A 19,819-nucleotide genomic window follows, 5' to 3' on the forward strand; every position below is an offset into this window, starting at 1 on the left:
ATAAACCGCCTCCGAGTTTCGGAGATACTCCATGTCTGCTGACGCATCGCCCGTTTCCGCAGCCGCCGCGCCGGCCGAGGCCCCTGCCCGGCCCGATCGCGCGACGCTGCTCGTTTATTTCGCCGCCCTGATCGCGATGTTCATGGCGACCCTCGACATGCAGATCGTCGTCACCGCGCTCCCTACCATCGCCGGGGAACTCGGCAACCTGCATCTCTTCGGCTGGGTGGGCTCGTCCTATCTGCTCTCCACCGCCGCGGTAGCGCCGTTCTACGGCAAGCTCGGCGACATGTATGGCCGCAAGAACGTGGTCATGGTCGCCATCGTCCTCTTCCTCATCGGCTCGGCCGTCTGCGGCATGGCCTGGTCGATGGAATCGCTGATCGCCGCGCGCGTGCTGCAGGGCATCGGCGGCGGCGGGCTCATGGTTTCGGCTTTCGCCATGATCGGCGAGTTGTTCGGCCCGCGCGACCGCGCCAAGTACCAGGGCTATTCATCCGCAGTGTTTGCGCTGAGCTCGATCCTCGGGCCGGTCGCCGGCGGCTACATCACCAGCCTTTTCGGCTGGCGCTGGGTGTTCCTCGTCAACCTGCCGGTCGGCATCGTCGTCCTCGCCCTGATCTTTTTCGCCATGCAGTCGAAGTTCACCGAGAAAAAGCACAAGGTCGACTATCTCGGCGGCGCGCTGCTCGCCATCGCCACCACCGCCATCGTCTACTGGGGCGATCACGTCATCGACCCCGCCGGCCCGGATCTTCTCACCTTCGCCCTGCCGGTGATCGGCATCGCCGCGGCCATCTGGTTCGTCGTCACCGAGCGCCGGGCCGCCGAGCCGATCGTGCCGCTGCGCCTGTTCCAGAACCACACCATCACCATCGTGACGCTGGTTTCGCTGCTCGCCGGCATCGTGACGCTCGGCCAGTTCTTCTACTTCGCGCTCTACTTTCAGGTGATTACCGGGTTCGGGCCCGCCGAAGTCGGCTTCCTGTTCCTGCCGGCGTCAGCCACTTCGATGATCGTCTCGATGCTCGCCGGCCGCATCATCGCCCGCACCGGCCGCTACAAGTGGATGCCGGTTGCCGCCATGGCCATCGGCGCCCTGCTGATGGTGGGCTACACCTTCGTCGACGCGCATACGCCGGTCTGGATCATGGCGCTGCTCATGGCGGTGTTCGGCATCTCAATGGGCCTGCAGTTCCAGGTGCTGATGGTGGCCATCCAGGCTGCCACCCCGCTGCAGGATATCGGCGCCGGTACCGGCCTCATCACGCAGGCCCGCACCATCGGCGCTTCCCTCGGCCTCGCGGTCAACGGCGCCGTGATGACCTGGGCACTGACCGCACAGGACGCGCAACTCCCTGCCGATGTCGCGGCGGCCATCCCGGGCGGGCTCACCAGCCTCAGCCCGCATATCGCGGCCGGCCTGCCCGAGGCAACGCGCGAGATCGTCCTCAGCCACTACACGAGCGGCTTCAACGTACTGTTCCTGTTCCTGGCGGGCGTCTACGCACTCAACACGGCCCTGACGCTGCTGCTCAAGGACATCCAGATCCCGAAGCGGGGCTGACGCAACGGGGGGCTCACGCGGGCCCCCTCAGGCCTTGACCGGTACCGCTGCGATTGCGGCTAGTACGACCTCGACCAGTTGCTCGTTCGAGAACGGCTTCGACAACCGCTCGCGATCGAGGTGCCGCTCGGGAAACTCCTCCGGCATGGAGGCGCTGGCGAAGACGAACGGGATAGCCTGCTCGGCCAGTTTGTCGGCGATCGGGAAACACGGCGAACCGCCAACCCGCACATCGAGGACGGCGCAGTCGATCCGCCGCGTCGCAAGCGCACTCTCCGCTTCACGGAGGGTCGTGCAGATGACGACATCGATCGCGCCGAGGTCGCGCAGGCAGTCCTCCATCACCACGGCGACCAGCATTTCGTCCTCGAGTACGAGGACGGTCCCGACGTCTGACATCCCAGACTGCAGCTCGTTGAACATGGCACCTACCTCTTTGAGCGTCAGGTTGCGCGCTGCGCCGCCAAAGGTCGAGGAAAACCGAAGTTAGGCTATTGCACGGATGCAGCCCCACGCGCCGAATGAGTAAGTTACTCACTGAGCGCAACCAAAGCTCGCGCAATGAGTTGAATGAGTAGGATTAGCAGCCAGACATTTCCCATGACCGAGAAGACCTACAAGGGCAACGACCTCCAGCGCGGCGAGCGGCTCCAGATCATGCTGGAGCCCAATGAACTCCGCGCTCTTGACGATTTCCGGTTCGCTAACCGGATGCCAAGCCGCGCGTCCGCCGTGCGTGAACTCCTGCGCCGCGGCCTCCGTGTCGACGGGGACGTGCAGGACGCCGGAAACGGTTCGTCGCAGTCCTACGGGGTGCTTGACGCAAAGGCACCCGACCGGTCCATCGACGGTACGGGCGACTAGCGGAATGAAGAAGGGCCCCAGCGGGGCCCTTCTTCATTTCAGCGTCTGCGCCGTCCTTACCCCTCGCGGGCGCGCTCCAGCAGTCGCTTGCAGTCGAGCAGTTCGCGCAGCACGTCGGAGAGCCGGTCGCGATCGGCGGAGGTCAGGCCCGCCGGCTTCGGCTTAAAGCTCGGGAGCTTCAGGCCGCGCGGCGCGGCGGCCTGCTGCCCATCCGCATCGGTTTCGATCTCGGGCATCACGGCGGACTCGGCGACGAAATCCTCGTCGTCGGCCATCTCGGACGGCGGCGACAGCGCCTCGACGGGACGGCCCTCGCCGATAGCGATGACGTAGCGGATGCCCTGGTCCTTCAGGATCCGCTGCACGCCCTTGATGGTAAAGCCCTGATCATAGAGCAGGTGACGAATGCCCTTGAGCAGGGTCACGTCCTCGGGCCGGTAATAGCGCCGGCCGCCGCCGCGCTTCAGCGGCTTGATGGTCGAGAATCGCGTCTCCCAGAAGCGCAGCACGTGCTGCGGCAGATCCAGCTCGTCGGCTGCCTCGGAGATCGTACGGAAAGCGTCTGGAGACTTGTCCAAAAGGACTCACCCGCCCGGAAAGAGTCTTATTTTCCAGACCGGACCATAGATTTGTTGATCTTGGATTTCAACACGTTGGACGGTTTGAACACCAGAACCTGTCGTGGCAGGATCGGCACCTCCTCGCCGGTCTTCGGATTACGGCCGATGCGCTGGTTTTTCGAGCGCACCTGGAACGATCCGAACGAACTCAGCTTGACGTGCTGACCCTCCACCAGCGCATCACCGATGAGGTCAAGGACGCGCTCGACCAACTCCGCCGATTCGGTGCGCGACAGACCCACTGCCTCGTATACCGCCTCCGCCAGATCTGCCCGCGTGACCGTCTTCTGTGTCATTACCGCCCCTCCACTAATCGCCGCACCGGCTTAGTCCCGTCAGGCGCCCCCACCTACGGATTGTGAAGAAAGATTAACGCGGGTGCGCCCCACTGGCAATCTGGCTGATCTATCAAAGGCTAGGAGCAATTGCAGCGTTCAAATGACCGGCTGAGGAGCCTGTCCCGGACGGGCCGCGATGCCCCAGTGTGGGCGGTCCGGCACATCGCACAGCCCGAGTTAACGGGGAATTCGGACTTCCGGGGCATTTTCGAGCCGGTGACACACGCCGTCGACCGGGCCTTACCGTCGGATCCTCCGTGCATAAGCTGATCATCCAGATACCGTGTCTCAACGAGGAAGCGACCCTCGCGATCACGCTTGCCAACCTGCCGCGGGCGGTCGCAGGCTTCGACCGCGTCGAGTGGCTGGTGATCGACGACGGCTCCACCGACCGGACCGTCGAGGTGGCGCGTCGAGGCGGTGTCGACCATGTCGTGTCGCTTCCGACCAACCAGGGCCTGGCCCGCGCCTTCATGGCGGGGATTGAGGCCGCGCTACGGCTCGGCGCCGACGTCATCGTCAATACCGACGCGGACAACCAGTACGACGCGCGCTCGATTCCGGACCTCGTGGCGCCCATCCTGGCGCGCCGGGCGCTGATCGTCGTCGGCGCGCGGCCGATCGAGGAGATCGCGCATTTCTCGCCGATCAAAAAGTTCCTGCAACGGTTGGGGTCGTGGGTGGTGAAGCAGGCGAGCGGCACCGTGGTCGCCGACGCGCCGAGCGGCTTCCGCGCCATTCACCGCGATGCCGCGGTTCGGATGAACGTCTTCAATTCCTACACCTACACGCTCGAAACGATCATCCAGGCGGGGCGCAACGGCATTGCCATCGCTTCGGTGCCGGTGGGCGTCAACGGCGACCTCAGGCCGTCGCGGCTGGTCCGCAGCATCGGCAGCTACGTGATGCGCTCGATCCTGACGGTCATCCGGATCTTCGTGCTCTACAAGCCGCTGCGCTTCTTCCTCGGGCTGGCGGCGCTGGTCGCCCTGCCTGCGCTGATCGTCATCGTGCGCTTCCTCTACCACTTCGCCATCGGCGAGGGCGCGGGCAACATCCAGTCGCTGGTGCTGGCCGCCGGGCTGCTGGCAGTTTCGGGCATCCTCGCGGTCGGGGGCATCCTCGCCGATCTCATCGCCACCAATCGCCGCCTGCTCGAGGAAATTCGCGAGCGCCAGCTGCGAGCCGAGCTTCAGCAGGCCGCCCAGCCCAGGGAACTGGTGTCATGACCGGTCCGGCCGATGGTGCGCCAGCGCGCGCCGAGGCATCCGGGGACGCGCCGCCGCATTTCTCCCAGCGGATAATCCACTATCTCGGCCTCGCCGCCTTCGTGCTGAGCGGCCTGTTCTTCGTTGCCGCGCTGGCAATGCACTGGTCGGCGATCGGGCCGCTCATCGCTGACAGCCGGTTGCTGGCCCTCCTCTGCGTGCTGGCAGCATTTGGACAACTGGGTTTCATCCTTGCGGCCGCGGCATTTCACCGGCTCCTGAAGGGCATGGGCGAGCCTTCGCACTTCGGCTCGGCACTCAGCATCCTCATGGTCTCGCAGTTCACGAAATATCTGCCGGGGAACGTCGTTCATCACGCGGGCCGGTTGGTGATGTCGCGGAACGCGGGGCTCTCGCCCGCTCCGGTAGGCGTGGCCATCCTGATCGAACTGGCAGGATCGGCACTTGCGGCGACGCTGGTGGCCATAGCGTTCGCATCGATCCGCAGCAGCGAGCTGCCCGAACTCTATGGCCTGGTTCACTTCTCCCCTGCGGCCGCGCTGCTTCCGGCAATTCTGCTCGGCGCGATCGCCGTGGCGATAGCGTTCGCGGCATGGAAGTGGCCGGATTACCTGCGCGCGCTGACCGCACCCCGAGCCGCGGATCTGGTAGTCGCGTTCGGCTGCTACTTGCTCAACGTCGCCCTGATGGGAGCAATCTTCACGGCGATTGCGCATCAGGTCGCGCCCCACGCTGAAGCGGACTACTTCTTCCTGACTGCCGCGGTGGCCACTGCCTGGACCCTCGGCCTGATTACTCCGGGCGCCCCTGGTGGGCTGGGTGTTCGCGAGGCTGTGCTGCTCGCGCTCGTTGCGCCGGTCACCGGCACCGAGGCAGCACTGCTCGCCGCTCTCGGCCTGCGGATCGCGACCACGCTGACCGATGCGATCGGCTTCGGCCTCGGGCTGTGCCTGCGGCGGCTTGTTCGGGCATGACGCAACGCCGCATCGCGGTCATCGGCCCGGTGCCGCCGATCCGCAGCGGAGTCGCGCGGCACACGGCGGCGACCGCTCAGGCGCTGGCGCAGCTTGCAGAGGTGCGGCTCTGGTCCTTCTCGCGCCAATACCGCAATTGGATCTATCCCGGCAGCTCCGAACGTTCCGCCGACCTGCGCCCGCCCGAAGGGCTGACCATAGCATCCGGCCTCGACGGGATGAACCCGCTGAGCTGGCACCGGGCGGCATCGCAGGTCGCACGGTGGCAACCCGATCTGGCGGTCATCCCGGTCTGGACGTTCGTTCTCGCCCCCGCCCTCGGAACCATCGCTCGCAGCCTGCGACGGCAAGGGGTGCCGGTATGCGCGATCGTTCACAACGCCGTCGATCACGAAGCTGCCTGGTGGAAAAACCGGTTGAGCAAGTGGCAGCTGGCCCAAGCTGACCGCTACGTCACCCACAACGACACCCTTGCGGACGCGGTGCGTGCTATTTCTCCCGGCGCTCCGGTTGCGATCCTGCCACATCCCGTCTTCGACGATTTCCCGCAGCCGCTTGGTGCCCTTGCCCGGCAGAGGGCACTCGAACTGTTGTTTTACGGCCTCGTGCGTCCCTACAAGGGGCTCGACATCGCCATTGAGGCCCTGGCGCTCAGTGGCCGCCGGGATGTGCGCCTCACCATCGCCGGCGAGTTCTGGCAGGGGGAGGACCAGCTACGGGCACAGATCACTCGCCTTGGCTTGACCGACATGGTCGAAATCCGTCCCGGCCATGTCAGCGATGCGGACACGGCCGAACTCTTTGCCCGCGCTGATGCCGTCGTGCTGCCCTACCGCGCGGTCAGCGGATCAGGCGTCGTACCACTCGCCTGCCGCTATGGCCGGGCGGTCATTGCAAGCGACCTTCCCGGCCTCGCCTCGACCATCGAGAATGGCAAGAGCGGATGGCTGTTTCCCACGGGCGACGCCCGGAGCCTGAGCGAGATCATCGCCCGGCTCGACAGACACCAGACCGCCATGGCGGGAGACCATGCCATGGAGTTCGGCCGCACCCTGACCTGGGAACGCTTCGCGCGTCACATCCTGGCGTGACCCCCGGGCGCTAGCAGCCTGCCGTGTGTGGCGGGCCGGCGAGCACGTACAGACCGTTCGACAGCGCCACCGCGCAGACAAGCCCGTCGGTATCCCGCTCGGCCGAGACCAACCCCGCTCCTGCCGGCAAGGTTGCCTCTCGCGCGATGAACGTGGCGCCGAGCGTGTACTGCAGGTGATAGGACCACAGCTTCCGGTCGCGGACCTCATCGGTCCAGTAGAGCGTTGCCAACCCGGTGCCCCGGATCGCCGCCGCATCGGCCGAGAGATACTGCAGCTGCGCGCGGGACTGCACTGCAAGGTAAGTCGAGATCACCACGGTCGATCCCAGAACGAACACTGCGACCAGCGCCAACCGCCCGGCCTGCCCCAGGAGCAGCAGCAGCCCTGCCAGGGCCGCGAACAGCAGGGCGTTGATCCCGAAGAATTGCAGCGGCGTTGAGCCTGTGAGGAAGGTCCACCCGATCCCCGCGACGTTCTCCGGATGCGCCGGCATTAGCGCGGCCACGGTCGGCAGCGCGGCCAGGACCGCGCCCCCCAGCACTACGATGCCGATGGCCACCAGCCCCGCGACCCGCTGCCCCTTGCCGCGCTCGCCGAACAGCAGCCAGCAGAGACCCAGCCAGACCAGCAGCACCGAGGCACCGTCGATGTAGCGCCCGTAGGCGACATGATCGACCCGCTGCGGATCGAGCATCTGCGCCACAGAGGCCAGCCCCACAGCAAGGGCAGCAACCAGCACGTAGCCGACAGCCCACCGCAGGGCCGGAGCGCCCGGACGCCCCACATATCGCAGCACGTACCATATGCCGATCGCGGCCAGCCCAAGGCTCGCCGTCAGTTGATACCAGAGCTGCCCCAGCAGGACCGCAAGCCCCGTCAGCAGTGCCTCGGGGCGAAGCAGCCGGGCCAGCATTGCCCGTTCGGTCGAATAGCCGCCGTCGTGCCAGAGCAGCCCGTGCAGGTTACCCATTGCCAGCATCACGGTCCCAGCTGCCACGCCGAGCACAACCACCGCCATGAGCATCGTTCGCGTGTCGAGCGCCCGCATGCCGCGCAGAGCGATGAGCGTCGCGGGCGCGAGCAGCAGGATCAGCAGCGCCTTGGGATGGACGGCGTAGAGCGCCACTCCGCTGACCGCGAACAGCACGGCCCAGCCCATGCGCGGCTGTCCCACGAGCCGCAACAGCGCCAGCACATGCACGGCGAACACCAGCCGAAACAGCGCCTCCGACCACGCGTAGTGGGCAACGAAGAAATAGGACGGCCAAAGTGCGACAACCGCCGCGGCAGCGAGCAGGAGTGGCGAGCGCCGGAAACCGAGCGCACCCGCGATCCCGACAAGCGCGGGCAGCAGCAACGCAGCGAGCACTGCGTTGATCAGCATGAAGCTCTTATAGGCCTGCAATGGGTCCTGGGTGATCCACCAGACCGGCACCAGCAGCAGCGAATAGCCGAAGTGGTAATAGGGCGCCGAGCCCATGTTCACCGCCGGCACGCCGCCAAGCAGTTGCGATTGCGAAATGAAGCCGAGCTCATCCTGCGAGATGATGGGCAGCGTCCGCGACCAGGTTGAGATCGCGTAGACAGCGAACACGGCAAGCGTCGCCACCAGCACCAGGCGCCAGTCGCTCTCGGGCACCGCTGACCGGTCCCCGGGTCCATTCTCCTGCACGACGATGCCCTGCGCTGCGACTCGGTGAGACGCGCAAAGAATGTCGGGCGGATCGACCCCCGACAAGGGCCGCTAGCTTACCACCGGATCAGCGAGGCACCCCAGGTGAACCCGCCGCCCATGGCCTCGATCATCACGAGGTCACCGCGCTTGATGCGTCCGTCGGAGACGGCGGTGTGCAGAGCCAGCGGCACTGAAGCGGCGGACGTATTGGCGTGGCGATCCACTGTCACCACCACCTTTTCGGGCGGCAGGCCGAGCTTGACGCCGGCACCGTCGATGATGCGCTTGTTGGCCTGGTGCGGCACGAACCAGTCGAGGTCGTCGATGGTGTGGCCGGTATCCTCGAGCACCTTGTAGACCACGTCGGTGATCATGCCGACCGCGTGCTTGAAGACCTCCTTGCCCTCCATGCGGACATGGCCCATCGACTGCGTCGAGCTCGGGCCGCCATCGGTGTAGAGCTTATTCCAGTGGTGCCCGTCCGAGCGCAGCGACGTCGCGAGCACGCCGCGCTCCTCGCCACCCTTGGCCGGCTCCATGATCACCGCGCCGGCGCCATCGCCGAACAGCACGCAGGTGGTGCGGTCGTTCCAGTCGAGAATACGCGTCGCGGTCTCGGCGCCGATCACCAGCGTGCGCTTCGACAGCCCGTTCTTGAGGTACGAGTCGGCCGTCGCGACCGCATAGACAAAGCCCGAGCACACCGCCTGGATGTCGAAGGCGGCGCCATGGTGCATGCCGAGCTTCTGCTGCACCACGGCAGCGGTGGCGGGGAAGGTCATGTCCGGGGTCGTCGTCGCAACCACGATCAGGTCGATTTCGCCGATCTCGAGGCCGGCATTCTCGAGCGCCCGGCGCCCGGCGGCGGCGGCAAGGTCGGAGGTGTTCTCGCCTTCGGCGGCAACGTGGCGCTGCTTGATGCCGGTACGCTGCTGGATCCACTCGTCGGATGTATCGACGATCTTGGCCAGGTCGTCATTGGTCATGACGCGCGTCGGCAGATACGCCCCAACGCTGCGGATGATGTTTCTGGTATTCGTCACGCGGGTTTGGCCTCGGGTTCGGCAGCGGCCGGAGCCGGCGCTGCGTTGAGGGTGGGAAAGCGGCGCATGCCTTCGGCGATCTTGTCCATCACCCGGCTGCGCGCCATTTCGTAGGCAAGGCCGAGCGCGCCTTTGAAGCCGATTTCGTCGGTGCCGCCATGCGACTTGATGACGACGCCGTTCAGCCCCAGGAACACGCCGCCATTGATGTTGCGCGGGTCGAGCTTGCGCTTCAACGCCTCCAGCGCCTGTCCGGCAATCGCCGCGCCGAGCATCGAGATGATGTCGGCCTTTAGCGCATCGCGGATATAGCTGCCAACCTGCCGGGCCGTGCCTTCGGCGGTCTTCAGCGCGATATTGCCGGCAAAGCCCTCGGTGACCACGACGTCCACCGTGCCCTTGCCGATGTCGTCGCCCTCGACGAAGCCGTGATAGACAAAGCCCTCACCGCTCGCAGCCTGCAGAATCCGTGCGGCTTCCTTGACCTCGTCGTGGCCCTTCATCTCTTCGGTGCCGACATTGAGCAGACCGACCGTCGGCAGGTCCTGGTCGAACAGCGCCCGCGCCAGTGCAGCGCCGAGAATCGAGAAGTCGGTCAGTTGCTTGGCATCGCCACCGACGGTCGCGCCCACATCGAGCACGATGATGTCGGTCCGTAGCGTCGGCCACAGCGCTGCGATGGCGGGACGCGAGATGCCCTCGATCGGCCTCAAACAGAAGGTCGCCATGGCCATCAGCGCGCCTGTGTTGCCACCGGAGATGGCGACATCGGCCTCGCCGTCCTTCACCGATTGCAGCGCTGCCCACATGGACGAGTTGCCCCTGCCCTTGCGCAACGCCTGGCTGGGCTTTTCTTCCATCGAGATGACGTTGTCGCAGTGGACGATCCGCGAGATCGGCTTCAGCGCCGGGAATTGCTCGATCAGCGGCGCGAGGTCGGCGTCGCGGCCGTGGAAAATGTAGGTGGTGTTCTTGCGCTCACGCCAGAACAGATAGGCGCCCTCGACCGCCACGCGCGGGCCCTTGTCGCCGCCCATGGCGTCCACGGAAATACGGATGCTGTCGCTCATCGCCGCTTGGGTCCTACGTTCCGCACGGGAACGGATGAATTGCTCGTCAAACGCTTACCTCAGAGAACCGAACACCTCTAGTGAGAAGCGTTGATCCTGCACCTGTTGCGGCCACACATCCGGCTGTCATCGCCACACTCCGGATGTCATCCCTGCGAAGGCAGGGATGACACCGTGTTTGTGGCAGTCATTGGGCCACCCCTGGCCCACTCCTCGCGGCTGCTGCAGGCAGCCACAGGGCAGCCCTACCCCTTGTCCTCGGGAGTCTTGAGTATTTTGAGGCCGGCGAATGGCAGGTCGCTTTCGGTGTCGCCGTCATCGCCCAGCGCGCCGACACTTTCCCCCGGATTCTTCGGATAGGGATCGAGTGCAAGCGCCAGTGTCTCCAGCACGAGGTCGGACATATCGGCCTCGTTGCCTTCGAAATGGTCGGGCACGTCCTCGCCGTCAAGGTCGACGAAGATTTCGGCATCGGCCGGACCGGCATAGGCCTTCTCGCCGCCGGGCAGGAACACGCGGTCGATCGGTTCGGCGATTTCCTGCACCACCGGTTCCAGCGACACGACGCTGGGCTGCACCGTCGTCGCGACCAGCCGACCGTTGACGCGGATGCCGCCCTTGAAGCGCACGGCATGGAGCCGCACGTGCAGCTTCTCCACCGCCGTAATGCCGAGCAGGTCGGCGGCAGCGAGCCGATCCTCGGCACCGACATCGAGTGTCAGGTCGCGACCGTTGGTGGGCATCGAATCGAGCCGGATATCGGCGCCGGCGATGCGGAACGGAGCGGGCTTGGGGTTCATGCTGCCACCGCCATGTCGATATGGCCGCCGGCAATCGCGTCGAGCGGCTGCGTGGCCAGCGAATCGGCCTGTGTGAAAAGGTAGCTCGCCAGTTCGTCGGCCCGGCCGGCCTCGGCTTCGCCGAATACGTTGCGCCGCAGCACCACCTCGACACCGGCGCGATCACCGCGGTCGATGGCTTCGTTTACGCCGGTCATGAGCGCATAGAAGATCTCCGTCATCTTCCGCACCTTCTTGGGCACGCTCAGATCACCTGCCCCCAATTCGCGTAGCGAGCGGTCCATGTCCTTGAAAAACAGATCGAAAAGCGCCTGGCCGAACTCGATGCCGACCTTCTTTTCATGCCGCAGGCGCCGGAATACCAGCGCCAGATGCAGCGAGATCATGTCGAAGCGGCCGGTCACCGTGTCCGGGACGCCCCACTCGGCATAGAACACGGGCTGCCGGGATTGCGCCACAATGGCTGTATAGACGGCATAAACAGCGTCTGGGGCAGGGTTTTTCCTGAACAACTTCAATATCATCAGTGGCACTCCGCTCTTGTGCGGTACGGTCAGCTGCCGGTGTGGAAGGGTTCGGGTCGAGGGCCTAGCCAGCTTGCCAGCGGGCGCCATTGACAGCTACACAGTGCCCGCCCGGCTCAAGCCGAGCTAATAGTAGACAGCGATCGGGAAAGTCAAACTGATGCCTCTGCGCACCGCAACTCGAGTTCTCCTCCCGATCACCGCCGCCGTGCTGGTTGGCGTCACGCTATCTGCGTGCTCGAGCGGCATGAGCCTCACCCAGCAGCGCCAGCGCGGCTATTCCATCTCGGACGACGCAGTGCAGCAGATTCGCGTCGGCCAGAGCACTGCGCTCGTCACTGCCGTGCTTGGCTCGCCGCAGATCACCAACAGCTTCCAGAACGAGAACGCCTGGTACTACCTCGGCGAAAAAGTCTCGCAGACGGCCTTCGGCATGGAGCTCAGCAAGGAGCGCACCCTGCTCGTCATCTACTTCGACAAGAAGGGCAAGGTCGTCGACACCGAGCGGCTCGGCATCAAGGACGGCAAGTCGTTCACCATCGACAGCCGCCGCACCCCGTCCTACGGACAGGACCGCACCTTCATCGAGTCGATCATCAGCTCGATCTGACGGCACGAAAAGCCGTTCAGGATCGGTTGATCCACCGTTCAGGAAGCGCCGTTCATCAGGTCAGCTCTGCTGCCCTGTTTGGCGTCATCGCGCCCCAGGCCAGGATGACGATCGCACCGGTCGCCACCACGATGGCGATCAGGTTGATCGTCTGCCAGCCCACCAGTTCCAGCAGCACGCCCGAGGCGATCGAGGCGACGGCCATCACGCCGAACACCACCTGCTCGTTCAGCCCCTGCACCCGCGCCGCCTCTTCCGGGCGGTAAGCCACGGCCAGCATCGCGGTTGCAGCGATGAATCCGAAGTTCCAGCCAACACCCAATAGAATCAGCGAAATATCGAAGTGCAGCGTGGTGATGCCGTGGAGGCTTACCCCTGCCGCGGCGATGATCGCCAAGAGCCCAATCGCCGCCGTCATGGGGGCGCCCAGACGCTGGATTACCGCGCCGGTGATGAAACTCGGCGCGAACATCGCGACGATGTGCCACTGGATGGCGAACGCCGCTTCCTCGCTGGTATGCCCGCACACGTAGACCATGGCCAGCGGCGCCGCGACCATCACCAGCACCATCAGCGAATACGCCGCCGAGGCCGCCAGCATCGGTACCCAAATCGTTCGATCCCGCAACAGCTTAGCGATCGATCGCCCGGCCTTGCGATCCGCCGCACGCCGCACGGTCGGCGCCAGCCGCGTTAGCCACAGCACGGCAATCGCGACGACGGCCAGCAGCGCCATCACGAGGTAAGTCGCGGTGAACTCGTGCCCGGGAATCCAGTCCTTGGTATGGGCGCTGATCTGCGGCCCGAGGAAGCCGGAGACCACACCGCCAAACAAAACCCATGAAATCGCTCGCGATTTCAGCGCGGCCGGCACGCTGTCGGCGGCCGCGAAGCGATATTGATTGGCGAAAGCCGCCGGTGCACCCAGCGCTGCCAGCGCCGCGCAGAACAGCCAGAACCAGCCTATCCAGGCGGCAAAACCCGCAACCAGCGCGGCAGGAATGGCGATCGCGGCCCCGAAAACGAGGCCGTTCCGTCGCCCCCACGAGTGAATCATCCAGGCCGCGGGCCCGGTGCAGAGCGCAGTGCCGATGATCATCAGCGTAACGGGGATGGTCGCGAAGGCCTTGTCGGCCACCATGCCGGCGGTGGTAAGCGAGGCGATCGACATCAGGATCGCCTGGTTCGACCCCATGGTCGCCTGGGCTGCAGCGAGCAAACCAATATTCCGGACGGGCGACCCTACACTCACGGCACGCTCGTCCATAGAATACTACCTTGTCTTCACCGGATCGTTGTCCCGCCCGGCGGTCTTGGCGACCTGATCGAGCACCGCGTTGACCATCTTGGGCGCCTCGTCCTCATAGAAGGCTTTGGCGACGTCGACGTACTCGGTAATCACCACGCGGGAGGGAATATCCTTGCGCTTCAGCAATTCGAATACTGCAGCACGTAGGATGGCCCGAAGCGTTGCGTCAATACGGCCCATAGGCCATGTATCGACCAGCGCCTGGTCCACGGCCGGGTCGATCTGCAACTGGCCTTTGATCACCCCGGTAACGATCTGGCGGAAGAAATCGGCGTCGGCGGGCAGGTATTCCTCACCCTCGATCTCGCGCCCAACGTGGATGGTGCCGAACTGGCTCAGTGTGTCCTCGAGCGACTGGCGCCCGACATCCATTTGGTAAAGCGCCTGCACCGCTGCCAGCCGCGCCGCACCACGCTGGTTGGCCGTGCGGGAAACTGAGGGATCACGTGGCTTGGGATCGGCCATATCTAGAAAGTCGTTCTCTTGTTCGCGCTTGGTGCGCAATGTTCTGCCCTCAGGATTACCCCGTCGGGCGGTGAAACCGCAATCTCAATCGTCCTGATTGGGCTTGCGGCGGTCGTCGTCGCCGAGTTCGGTCAGGAACGACCGAAAGTCGTCAGCAGCGGAAAAATTCTTGTAGACCGAGGCAAAGCGGACAAAGGCCACGTCATCGAGGCCCTTCAGCCCCTCCATGACGAACTCGCCGATCTGGTCCGATGTCACCTCGACTTCGCCCAGGCTCTCGAGTTGACGCACGACGCCGGAGATCATGCGCTCGACACGCTCGGGCTCGACGTCCCGCTTGCGCAGCGCCGTGTTCACCGAGCGCGTGAGCTTATCTCGGTCGAACGGCACGCGCCGGCCGGACTTCTTCACCACCATCAGCTCGCGCAGTTGCACGCGCTCAAAGGTGGTGAAGCGGCCGCCGCAACTGGGACAGATGCGGCGGCGGCGGATCGAGTTGGAATCCTCGGTCGGCCGGCTGTCCTTGACCTGCGTATCGTCATTTCCGCAATAGGGACAGCGCATGCCATCTTTCTCCAACGACGCTTCGCGGGTCGCGAAGCCATGCTCTTAGTCGGCGTAGATCGGGAAGCGCGCCGTGAGCGCCTTCACCTTCTCGCGCACCGCTGCTTCGACAGCCGCGTTGCCCTCGTCGGAATTGGCTTCACGCAAGCCGTCCAGCACCTCGACGATCAGTTGCCCGATCTCGCGGAATTCGGCCTCGCCGAAGCCGCGGGTGGTGCCGGCCGGGGTGCCGAGGCGGATGCCCGAGGTCACGAACGGCTTCTCCGGGTCGAACGGGATGCCGTTCTTGTTGCAGGTGATGAAGGCGCGGCCGAGGCCGGCTTCCGCCCGCTTGCCCGTGGCGTTCTTTGGCCGCAGGTCGACCAGCATCAGGTGGTTGTCGGTGCCGCCAGAAACGACCTGGAGGCCCTGCTCGATGAGCGTGGCCGAGAGCGTACGGGCGTTGGCGACTACCTGGCGGGCATAGGCCTTGAACTCGGGCTGCAGCGCTTCCCTGAGCGCCACGGCCTTGGCCGCGATGACATGCATCAGCGGCCCGCCCTGCAGGCCCGGGAACACCGCCGAGTTGATCTTCTTGGCGATCGCCTCGTCGTTGCTGAGGATCATGCCGCCACGAGGCCCGCGCAGGCTCTTGTGCGTGGTGGTGGTCGTCACATGTGCATGCGGCACTGGCGAGGGATGCACGCCACCGGCGACGAGCCCGGCGATGTGGGCCATATCCACCATCAGATAGGCACCCACTTCGTCGGCGATCTCGCGGAAGCGCTTCCAGTCCCAGACGCGGGAGTAAGCGGTGCCGCCGGCAAGGATCAGCTTGGGCTTATGCTCGCGGGCCTTCCGGGCAACCTCTTCCATGTCGAGCAGATGGTCGTCCTGGCGCACGCCGTAGGAGATCACCTTGAACCACTTGCCGCTCATGTTGACCGGCGAGCCGTGCGTCAGGTGACCGCCCGAGTTGAGGTCGAGCCCCATGAACGTGTCGCCGGGCTCCAGCAGCGCGAGGAACACCGCCTGGTTCATCTGCGAGCCGGAGTTCGGCTGCACGTTGGCAAACCCCGCGTCGAACAGTTCCTTGGCCCGCTCGATCGCCAGGTTTTCCGCGATGTCGACATACTGGCAGCCGCCATAGTAGCGCTTGCCCGGGTAGCCCTCAGCATACTTGTTGGTCATGATCGAGCCCTGGGCCTCGAGCACGGCCCTGGACACGATGTTTTCGGACGCGATCAGCTCGATCTCGTGCTGCTGGCGACCCAGCTCCAGCTTGATGGCCTCGGCGATCTCGGGATCGGTGTCGGCCAGCGTGTTGGAGAAGAAGCGGGGAAAGAGCGGAAGGTTGGCGGCGGCGCTCATTGGCAGCTCCCGGGGCATACGATGTGGAGGGCGTTTCGGATCGCGAGCGTGTAGCACGCGGGCTCCGGCGATTCCAAGCTGGCGACAGCCTGGCGAGGGGAATGGATTGTCAGGGTCATGCGGGCTCCCATGAAGGATCGAGAGGGTGCCCAGGCGAGCGGCAGCTAACGTTCGCGTTCCCCGATGGTGCCCCATCTGATCTCGCCAGTCGCGCGAACGTTCCCTTATCGCAGAGTTGAGCGGGCTGGAAAAGCCCCAATCCCCGGTCTCCGGGCAACCTCGGGCGCTTCTGCGCGTTTGGTTTGACCAGCGTCACCACAACAAGAACACTTGGAGTCAAACCATGCACAAGATCGCTTCCGCCGCCCTTGCAACAGTCCTCGCCGGCATGATGGCAATCCCCGCCCCGGCCAGCGCTGCCAATGTCTCGGTCAGCATCGGCCAGCAGGAACGCTATGTTTCCCAGCAGTGCCTCGCCCACCCGAACTGGAAGGGCTGCGATGACTGGAAACACAATCGCAAGCATTGGGGCAAGAACAACTATCGTGACTGGTACCTGTGGAACCGGCCGAATGTCGGCTCGGTCGCGGCTGGCCTGTTTGGCTTTGCCGTCGGCGCCGCCATTTTTTCCAGCATGAACCGCGACCGCGGCTATGACAGCTACGACGGCGATTTCGACGATCATGTCGCCGCCTGCGAGGCCCGCTACCGGTCCTACAATGCCGAGACCGACATGTTCCTCGGCTATGACGGCGACTATCACTACTGCAATCTCTGACAACAGCGGGGCGCCTTCCGAGGCGCCCTAGTCCTTCGGCGGGACGCAGTACTCCACGAGCGTCCCCTGCCCCGCGCGCAGCTCGCGCCACTCCGCGATCGCCAGCTCGATGACCGCAAAGGCCGCGGTTGGAAAATCGTCGCGGCTGCCCGCTAGTAGTGCGGCGGTTACCGCAGTGGCCGAGTTGTGCCCGATAAGTACCAGCGGAGACGGTGAGCCTTCCACCGCACGGAGCAAGTCGAGATAGTCGCCATCGCGATCTTCGTAGACTTGCGGCTCGAACTGCACCGCCCCATCCAATGCGGCCAGCCGCAACGTCTCCCGCGTCCTCGCCGCCGGCGAGCAGAGGATCAGCTCCGGCGCGATAGCCCGCTCCTGGAGCGCAGTGCCGACCCAAGCCGCAGCGTGCCGCCCACGTGGCGCCAGGGGACGATCGAAATCCGCCAGCGTGGCGTCGCCCCAGGCCGATTTGGCATGCCGGACGAGGATCAGTTTCAGCATGGGCACGCTCCGCTACGAGACGCCAATCCTACTGGGTGGGATTTTCCGCGCAACCGAAGCGGCCGCTGGGCCGCCGTTCTCCGTGAGATGTGGCCACGCTTTACGCCCGGGCAGCCGGGCTTGTCGCTATAGTGCCGACATGATTCGCATGAGCCTGACCCACCGATGAGCGACGACAAGACCACGCCCCCATCCGGCGAGCATACCGCTGTCGTCGACCTGCGCCGCGCCCTCGAAGAGCGCTACCTGTCCTACGCCCTTTCGACGATCACACAGCGCGCCCTACCCGATGCGCGCGACGGCCTGAAGCCGGTGCACCGCCGCATCCTCCACGGTATGCGCCTGCTCCGCCTCGATCCCGATGGCGCTTACAAGAAATCCGCCAAGGTGGTCGGCGACGTGATGGGCTCGTTCCATCCGCACGGCGACCAGTCCATCTACGACGCCCTCGTCCGCCTCGCGCAGGATTTCTCAATGCGCTACCCGCTGGCCGACGGCCAGGGCAATTTCGGCAATATCGACGGCGATGGCGCCGCGGCGATGCGCTATACCGAAACGCGCATGACCGACGTCGCGATGCGCCTCATGGATGGCATCAACGACGACGCGGTCGACTTCAAGCCGACCTATGACGGCTCGAGCGAAGAGCCTGTCGTCCTCCCCGCCAACTTCCCGAACCTCCTCGCCAACGGTGCGCAGGGCATCGCCGTGGGCATGGCGACCTCGATCCCGCCGCACAATGTCGACGAGATCTGCGACGCCGCGCTGCACCTGATCATGAACCCGTCCGCCGGCACGGCCGAGCTGATGCAGTTCATCCCGGGCCCGGATTTCCCCACCGGCGGCATCCTTGTCGAGACCCAGTCGTCGATCCTCAATTCCTACGAGACCGGCCGCGGCTCGTTCCGCCTGCGCGCCCGGTGGATCCGGGAAGACAAGGGCCGCGGCGTCTACCAGATCGTCGTCACCGAGATCCCCTACGGCGTGCAGAAGTCACGGCTCGTCGAAAAGATCGCCGAGCTGCTGCTGAACAAGAAGCTGCCACTGCTCAAGGACATCCGCGACGAGAGCGCCGACGACATCCGTCTCGTCATCGAGCCGCGCGCCGGCACGGTCGATCCGAACATCCTGATGGAGCAGCTGTTCAAGCTCAGCGATCTGGAGCAGCGCATCAGCCTCAACATGAATGTCCTCGACAAGGGCACGATCCCGCGCGTCATGGGCCTCAAGGAGGTGATCGTTGCCTGGCTCGAGCACCGCAAGGATGTGCTCGTCCGCCGCACCAGGAACCGGCTGGCCAACATCGCCCGCCGCCTCGAAGTGCTCGACGGCTACATCATCGCCTATCTCAACCTCGATGAGGTGATCCGCATCATCCGCGAGGAGGACGATGCCAAGGCCTCGCTGATGGCGACGTTCGACCTCAGCGACGTGCAGGCGGAAGCCATCCTCAACATGCGGCTCCGCTCCCTGCGCAAGCTCGAGGAAATCGAGCTCCGCACCGAGCACAAGGCGCTGAGCGAGGAAGAAGCGCATCTCGAAGCGCTGCTGGCCTCGGATCGCAAGCAGTGGGGCGAGATCTCGAAGCAGATCGCCGACCTCAAGAAGGCCTACCCGAAGTTGGACAAGAACGGCGCGCCGCACCAGTTGTGGCGCCGGAAGACCGACTTCGCCGAGGCCTTGGTCATCGACCATGACGAGGTCGCGACGCAGATGATCGAGCGCGAGCCGATCACGGTGATCCTCTCCGAAAAGGGCTGGATCCGCTCGATGCGCGGTCACACCACCGACATCGACGAAAAGGGCTTCAAGACCGGCGACCGGCTGAAGCGCTTCATCCACGCCCAGACCACTGACAAGCTGCTGCTACTCTCCACCGGCGGCAAGGTCTTCACGCTCGCAGGCGACCGCCTACCCGGCGGCCGCAGCCAGGGCGAACCCGTTCGCCTGATGGTCGACATGGAGGAAGGCCAGGACATCGTCGACCTGTTCGTCTACCGCCCCGGCCGGAAGCGCGTCGTCGCCTCACGCAAGGGCGACGGCTTCGTCGTCAGCGAGGACGAACTGATCGCCAACACCCGCAAGGGCAAGCAGGTGCTCAACCTCTCGGGCACCGAGGAGGCAAGGCTCATCGTGCCGGTCGAGGGCGACGTGGTCGCGGCGATCGGCGACAACCGCAAGCTGATCGTCTTCCCGCTCGAGCAGCTCCCGGAAATGTCGCGCGGCAAGGGCGTCCGCCTGCAGAAGTACAAGGACGGCGGGCTGAGCGACCTCAAGACCTTCCCGGCGGCGGCCGGTCTCACCTGGCAGGACTCGTCAGGTCGGACCTACACCAAGACCATGGCCGAACTCGCCGAATGGCTCGGCAACCGCGCCGACGCCGGCAGGCAACCGCCGACCGGCTTCCCGCGAAACAACAGGTTCACGGGGTAGTGGGCGGCGCG

20 protein-coding genes, 1 pseudogene and 1 riboswitch are annotated in these 19,819 nt (G+C 65.2%); of the genes and pseudogenes, 8 read left to right on the top strand and 13 right to left on the bottom strand.

Annotation, left to right across the window (positions count from 1 at the left end):
* Positions 1 to 31 precede the first annotated feature (31 nt).
* Positions 32 to 1,567 carry an MDR family MFS transporter gene (locus ACOYW5_RS05910; RefSeq protein ID WP_423068324.1) on the top strand — a complete coding sequence of 512 codons (1,536 nt, stop codon included), beginning with the start codon at positions 32 to 34 and terminating at the stop codon, positions 1,565 to 1,567.
* 27 nt (positions 1,568 to 1,594) lie between these two features.
* On the opposite strand, the gene ACOYW5_RS05915 is transcribed toward ACOYW5_RS05910, so the two are convergent.
* Positions 1,595 to 1,966 carry a response regulator gene (locus tag ACOYW5_RS05915; RefSeq protein ID WP_423068325.1) on the bottom strand — a complete coding sequence of 124 codons (372 nt, stop codon included), beginning with the start codon at positions 1,964 to 1,966 and terminating at the stop codon, positions 1,595 to 1,597.
* Positions 1,967 to 2,167: 201 nt separating this feature from the next.
* Here ACOYW5_RS05915 and ACOYW5_RS05920 point away from each other — a divergent pair, with 201 nt between their 5' ends.
* Positions 2,168 to 2,431, top strand: coding sequence for a hypothetical protein (locus tag ACOYW5_RS05920; RefSeq protein WP_423068326.1), 264 nt, complete (start codon positions 2,168 to 2,170; stop codon positions 2,429 to 2,431).
* 56 nt (positions 2,432 to 2,487) lie between these two features.
* On the opposite strand, the gene ACOYW5_RS05925 is transcribed toward ACOYW5_RS05920, so the two are convergent.
* Both ACOYW5_RS05925 and ACOYW5_RS05930 read right to left on the bottom strand, forming a co-directional pair.
* Positions 2,488 to 3,009 carry a MerR family transcriptional regulator gene (locus ACOYW5_RS05925; RefSeq protein ID WP_423068327.1) on the bottom strand — a complete coding sequence of 174 codons (522 nt, stop codon included), beginning with the start codon at positions 3,007 to 3,009 and terminating at the stop codon, positions 2,488 to 2,490.
* A gap of 26 nt (positions 3,010 to 3,035) precedes the next feature.
* Positions 3,036 to 3,347, bottom strand: a complete 312-nt coding sequence (locus tag ACOYW5_RS05930; protein WP_423068328.1) for an integration host factor subunit alpha — start codon at positions 3,345 to 3,347, stop codon at positions 3,036 to 3,038.
* Between the two features lie 299 nt (positions 3,348 to 3,646).
* On the opposite strand from ACOYW5_RS05930, the gene ACOYW5_RS05935 reads away from it, so the two are divergent.
* Genes ACOYW5_RS05935 through ACOYW5_RS05945 form a run of 3 tightly spaced genes read left to right on the top strand, consistent with a single transcriptional unit; the run spans position 3,647 to position 6,683 of the window.
* Positions 3,647 to 4,618 carry a glycosyltransferase family 2 protein gene (locus ACOYW5_RS05935; protein WP_423068329.1) on the top strand — a complete coding sequence of 324 codons (972 nt, stop codon included), beginning with the start codon at positions 3,647 to 3,649 and terminating at the stop codon, positions 4,616 to 4,618.
* Positions 4,615 to 5,592, top strand: coding sequence for a lysylphosphatidylglycerol synthase domain-containing protein (locus ACOYW5_RS05940; protein WP_423068330.1), 978 nt, complete (start codon positions 4,615 to 4,617; stop codon positions 5,590 to 5,592). The genes ACOYW5_RS05935 and ACOYW5_RS05940 overlap by 4 nt, the downstream gene beginning before the upstream one ends.
* On the top strand, positions 5,589 to 6,683 hold the full coding sequence (locus ACOYW5_RS05945) for a glycosyltransferase (protein ID WP_423068331.1): 1,095 nt from the start codon (positions 5,589 to 5,591) through the stop codon (positions 6,681 to 6,683). Before ACOYW5_RS05940 ends, ACOYW5_RS05945 begins: the two co-directional genes overlap by 4 nt.
* A 10-nt stretch (positions 6,684 to 6,693) precedes the next feature.
* On the opposite strand, the gene ACOYW5_RS05950 is transcribed toward ACOYW5_RS05945, so the two are convergent.
* From ACOYW5_RS05950 to ACOYW5_RS05970, 5 genes are all read right to left on the bottom strand, one after another.
* Positions 6,694 to 8,325, bottom strand: coding sequence for a hypothetical protein (locus ACOYW5_RS05950; RefSeq protein WP_423068332.1), 1,632 nt, complete (start codon positions 8,323 to 8,325; stop codon positions 6,694 to 6,696).
* 110 nt (positions 8,326 to 8,435) lie between these two features.
* Entirely contained in the window at positions 8,436 to 9,404 is a 969-nt protein-coding gene (locus ACOYW5_RS05955; protein ID WP_423068333.1) for a beta-ketoacyl-ACP synthase III, read from the bottom strand.
* Positions 9,401 to 10,474, bottom strand: a complete 1,074-nt coding sequence (gene plsX, locus ACOYW5_RS05960) for a phosphate acyltransferase PlsX (RefSeq protein WP_423068334.1) — start codon at positions 10,472 to 10,474, stop codon at positions 9,401 to 9,403. The genes ACOYW5_RS05955 and plsX overlap by 4 nt, the downstream gene beginning before the upstream one ends.
* A gap of 245 nt (positions 10,475 to 10,719) precedes the next feature.
* Positions 10,720 to 11,274, bottom strand: a complete 555-nt coding sequence (locus ACOYW5_RS05965) for a DUF177 domain-containing protein (protein ID WP_423068335.1) — start codon at positions 11,272 to 11,274, stop codon at positions 10,720 to 10,722.
* Positions 11,271 to 11,798, bottom strand: coding sequence for a ubiquinol-cytochrome C chaperone family protein (locus ACOYW5_RS05970; RefSeq protein ID WP_423068336.1), 528 nt, complete (start codon positions 11,796 to 11,798; stop codon positions 11,271 to 11,273). The genes ACOYW5_RS05965 and ACOYW5_RS05970 overlap by 4 nt, the downstream gene beginning before the upstream one ends.
* A 160-nt stretch (positions 11,799 to 11,958) precedes the next feature.
* On the opposite strand from ACOYW5_RS05970, the gene ACOYW5_RS05975 reads away from it, so the two are divergent.
* Positions 11,959 to 12,408: an outer membrane protein assembly factor BamE gene (locus ACOYW5_RS05975; RefSeq protein ID WP_423068337.1), complete on the top strand. Its 450-nt coding sequence runs from the start codon at positions 11,959 to 11,961 to the stop codon at positions 12,406 to 12,408.
* A gap of 55 nt (positions 12,409 to 12,463) precedes the next feature.
* Here ACOYW5_RS05975 and ACOYW5_RS05980 read toward each other — a convergent pair whose 3' ends face one another.
* The 4 genes and pseudogenes from ACOYW5_RS05980 to glyA form a co-directional block, all read right to left on the bottom strand.
* On the bottom strand, positions 12,464 to 13,675 hold the full coding sequence (locus ACOYW5_RS05980) for an MFS transporter (RefSeq protein ID WP_423068338.1): 1,212 nt from the start codon (positions 13,673 to 13,675) through the stop codon (positions 12,464 to 12,466).
* Between the two features lie 6 nt (positions 13,676 to 13,681).
* On the bottom strand, positions 13,682 to 14,182 hold the full coding sequence (gene nusB, locus ACOYW5_RS05985) for a transcription antitermination factor NusB (RefSeq protein WP_423068339.1): 501 nt from the start codon (positions 14,180 to 14,182) through the stop codon (positions 13,682 to 13,684).
* A 2-nt stretch (positions 14,183 to 14,184) separates the two neighbouring features.
* A pseudogene (gene nrdR, locus ACOYW5_RS05990) lies at positions 14,185 to 14,746 on the bottom strand (transcriptional regulator NrdR).
* A gap of 45 nt (positions 14,747 to 14,791) precedes the next feature.
* The gene (gene glyA / locus ACOYW5_RS05995) at positions 14,792 to 16,096 is read right to left on the bottom strand and encodes a serine hydroxymethyltransferase (protein WP_423068340.1); all 1,305 of its coding nucleotides are present in this window, start codon (positions 16,094 to 16,096) and stop codon (positions 14,792 to 14,794) included.
* Positions 16,097 to 16,236: 140 nt separating this feature from the next.
* Positions 16,237 to 16,318, bottom strand: a riboswitch (ZMP/ZTP riboswitch).
* Between the two features lie 121 nt (positions 16,319 to 16,439).
* Here glyA and ACOYW5_RS06000 point away from each other — a divergent pair.
* Positions 16,440 to 16,874: a BA14K family protein gene (locus ACOYW5_RS06000; RefSeq protein WP_423068341.1), complete on the top strand. Its 435-nt coding sequence runs from the start codon at positions 16,440 to 16,442 to the stop codon at positions 16,872 to 16,874.
* 27 nt (positions 16,875 to 16,901) lie between these two features.
* Here ACOYW5_RS06000 and ACOYW5_RS06005 read toward each other — a convergent pair whose 3' ends face one another.
* A complete protein-coding gene (locus ACOYW5_RS06005; RefSeq protein ID WP_423068342.1) occupies positions 16,902 to 17,375 on the bottom strand; it encodes a SixA phosphatase family protein in 474 nt (157 codons plus the stop codon).
* Between the two features lie 165 nt (positions 17,376 to 17,540).
* On the opposite strand from ACOYW5_RS06005, the gene parC reads away from it, so the two are divergent.
* On the top strand, positions 17,541 to 19,808 hold the full coding sequence (gene parC, locus ACOYW5_RS06010; RefSeq protein WP_423068343.1) for a DNA topoisomerase IV subunit A: 2,268 nt from the start codon (positions 17,541 to 17,543) through the stop codon (positions 19,806 to 19,808).
* The last annotated feature ends 11 nt before the right edge of the window (positions 19,809 to 19,819 follow it).

The sequence above is a fragment of the Devosia sp. CN2-171 genome (genome assembly GCF_049354815.1).
Taxonomy (GTDB): domain Bacteria; phylum Pseudomonadota; class Alphaproteobacteria; order Rhizobiales; family Devosiaceae; genus Devosia_A.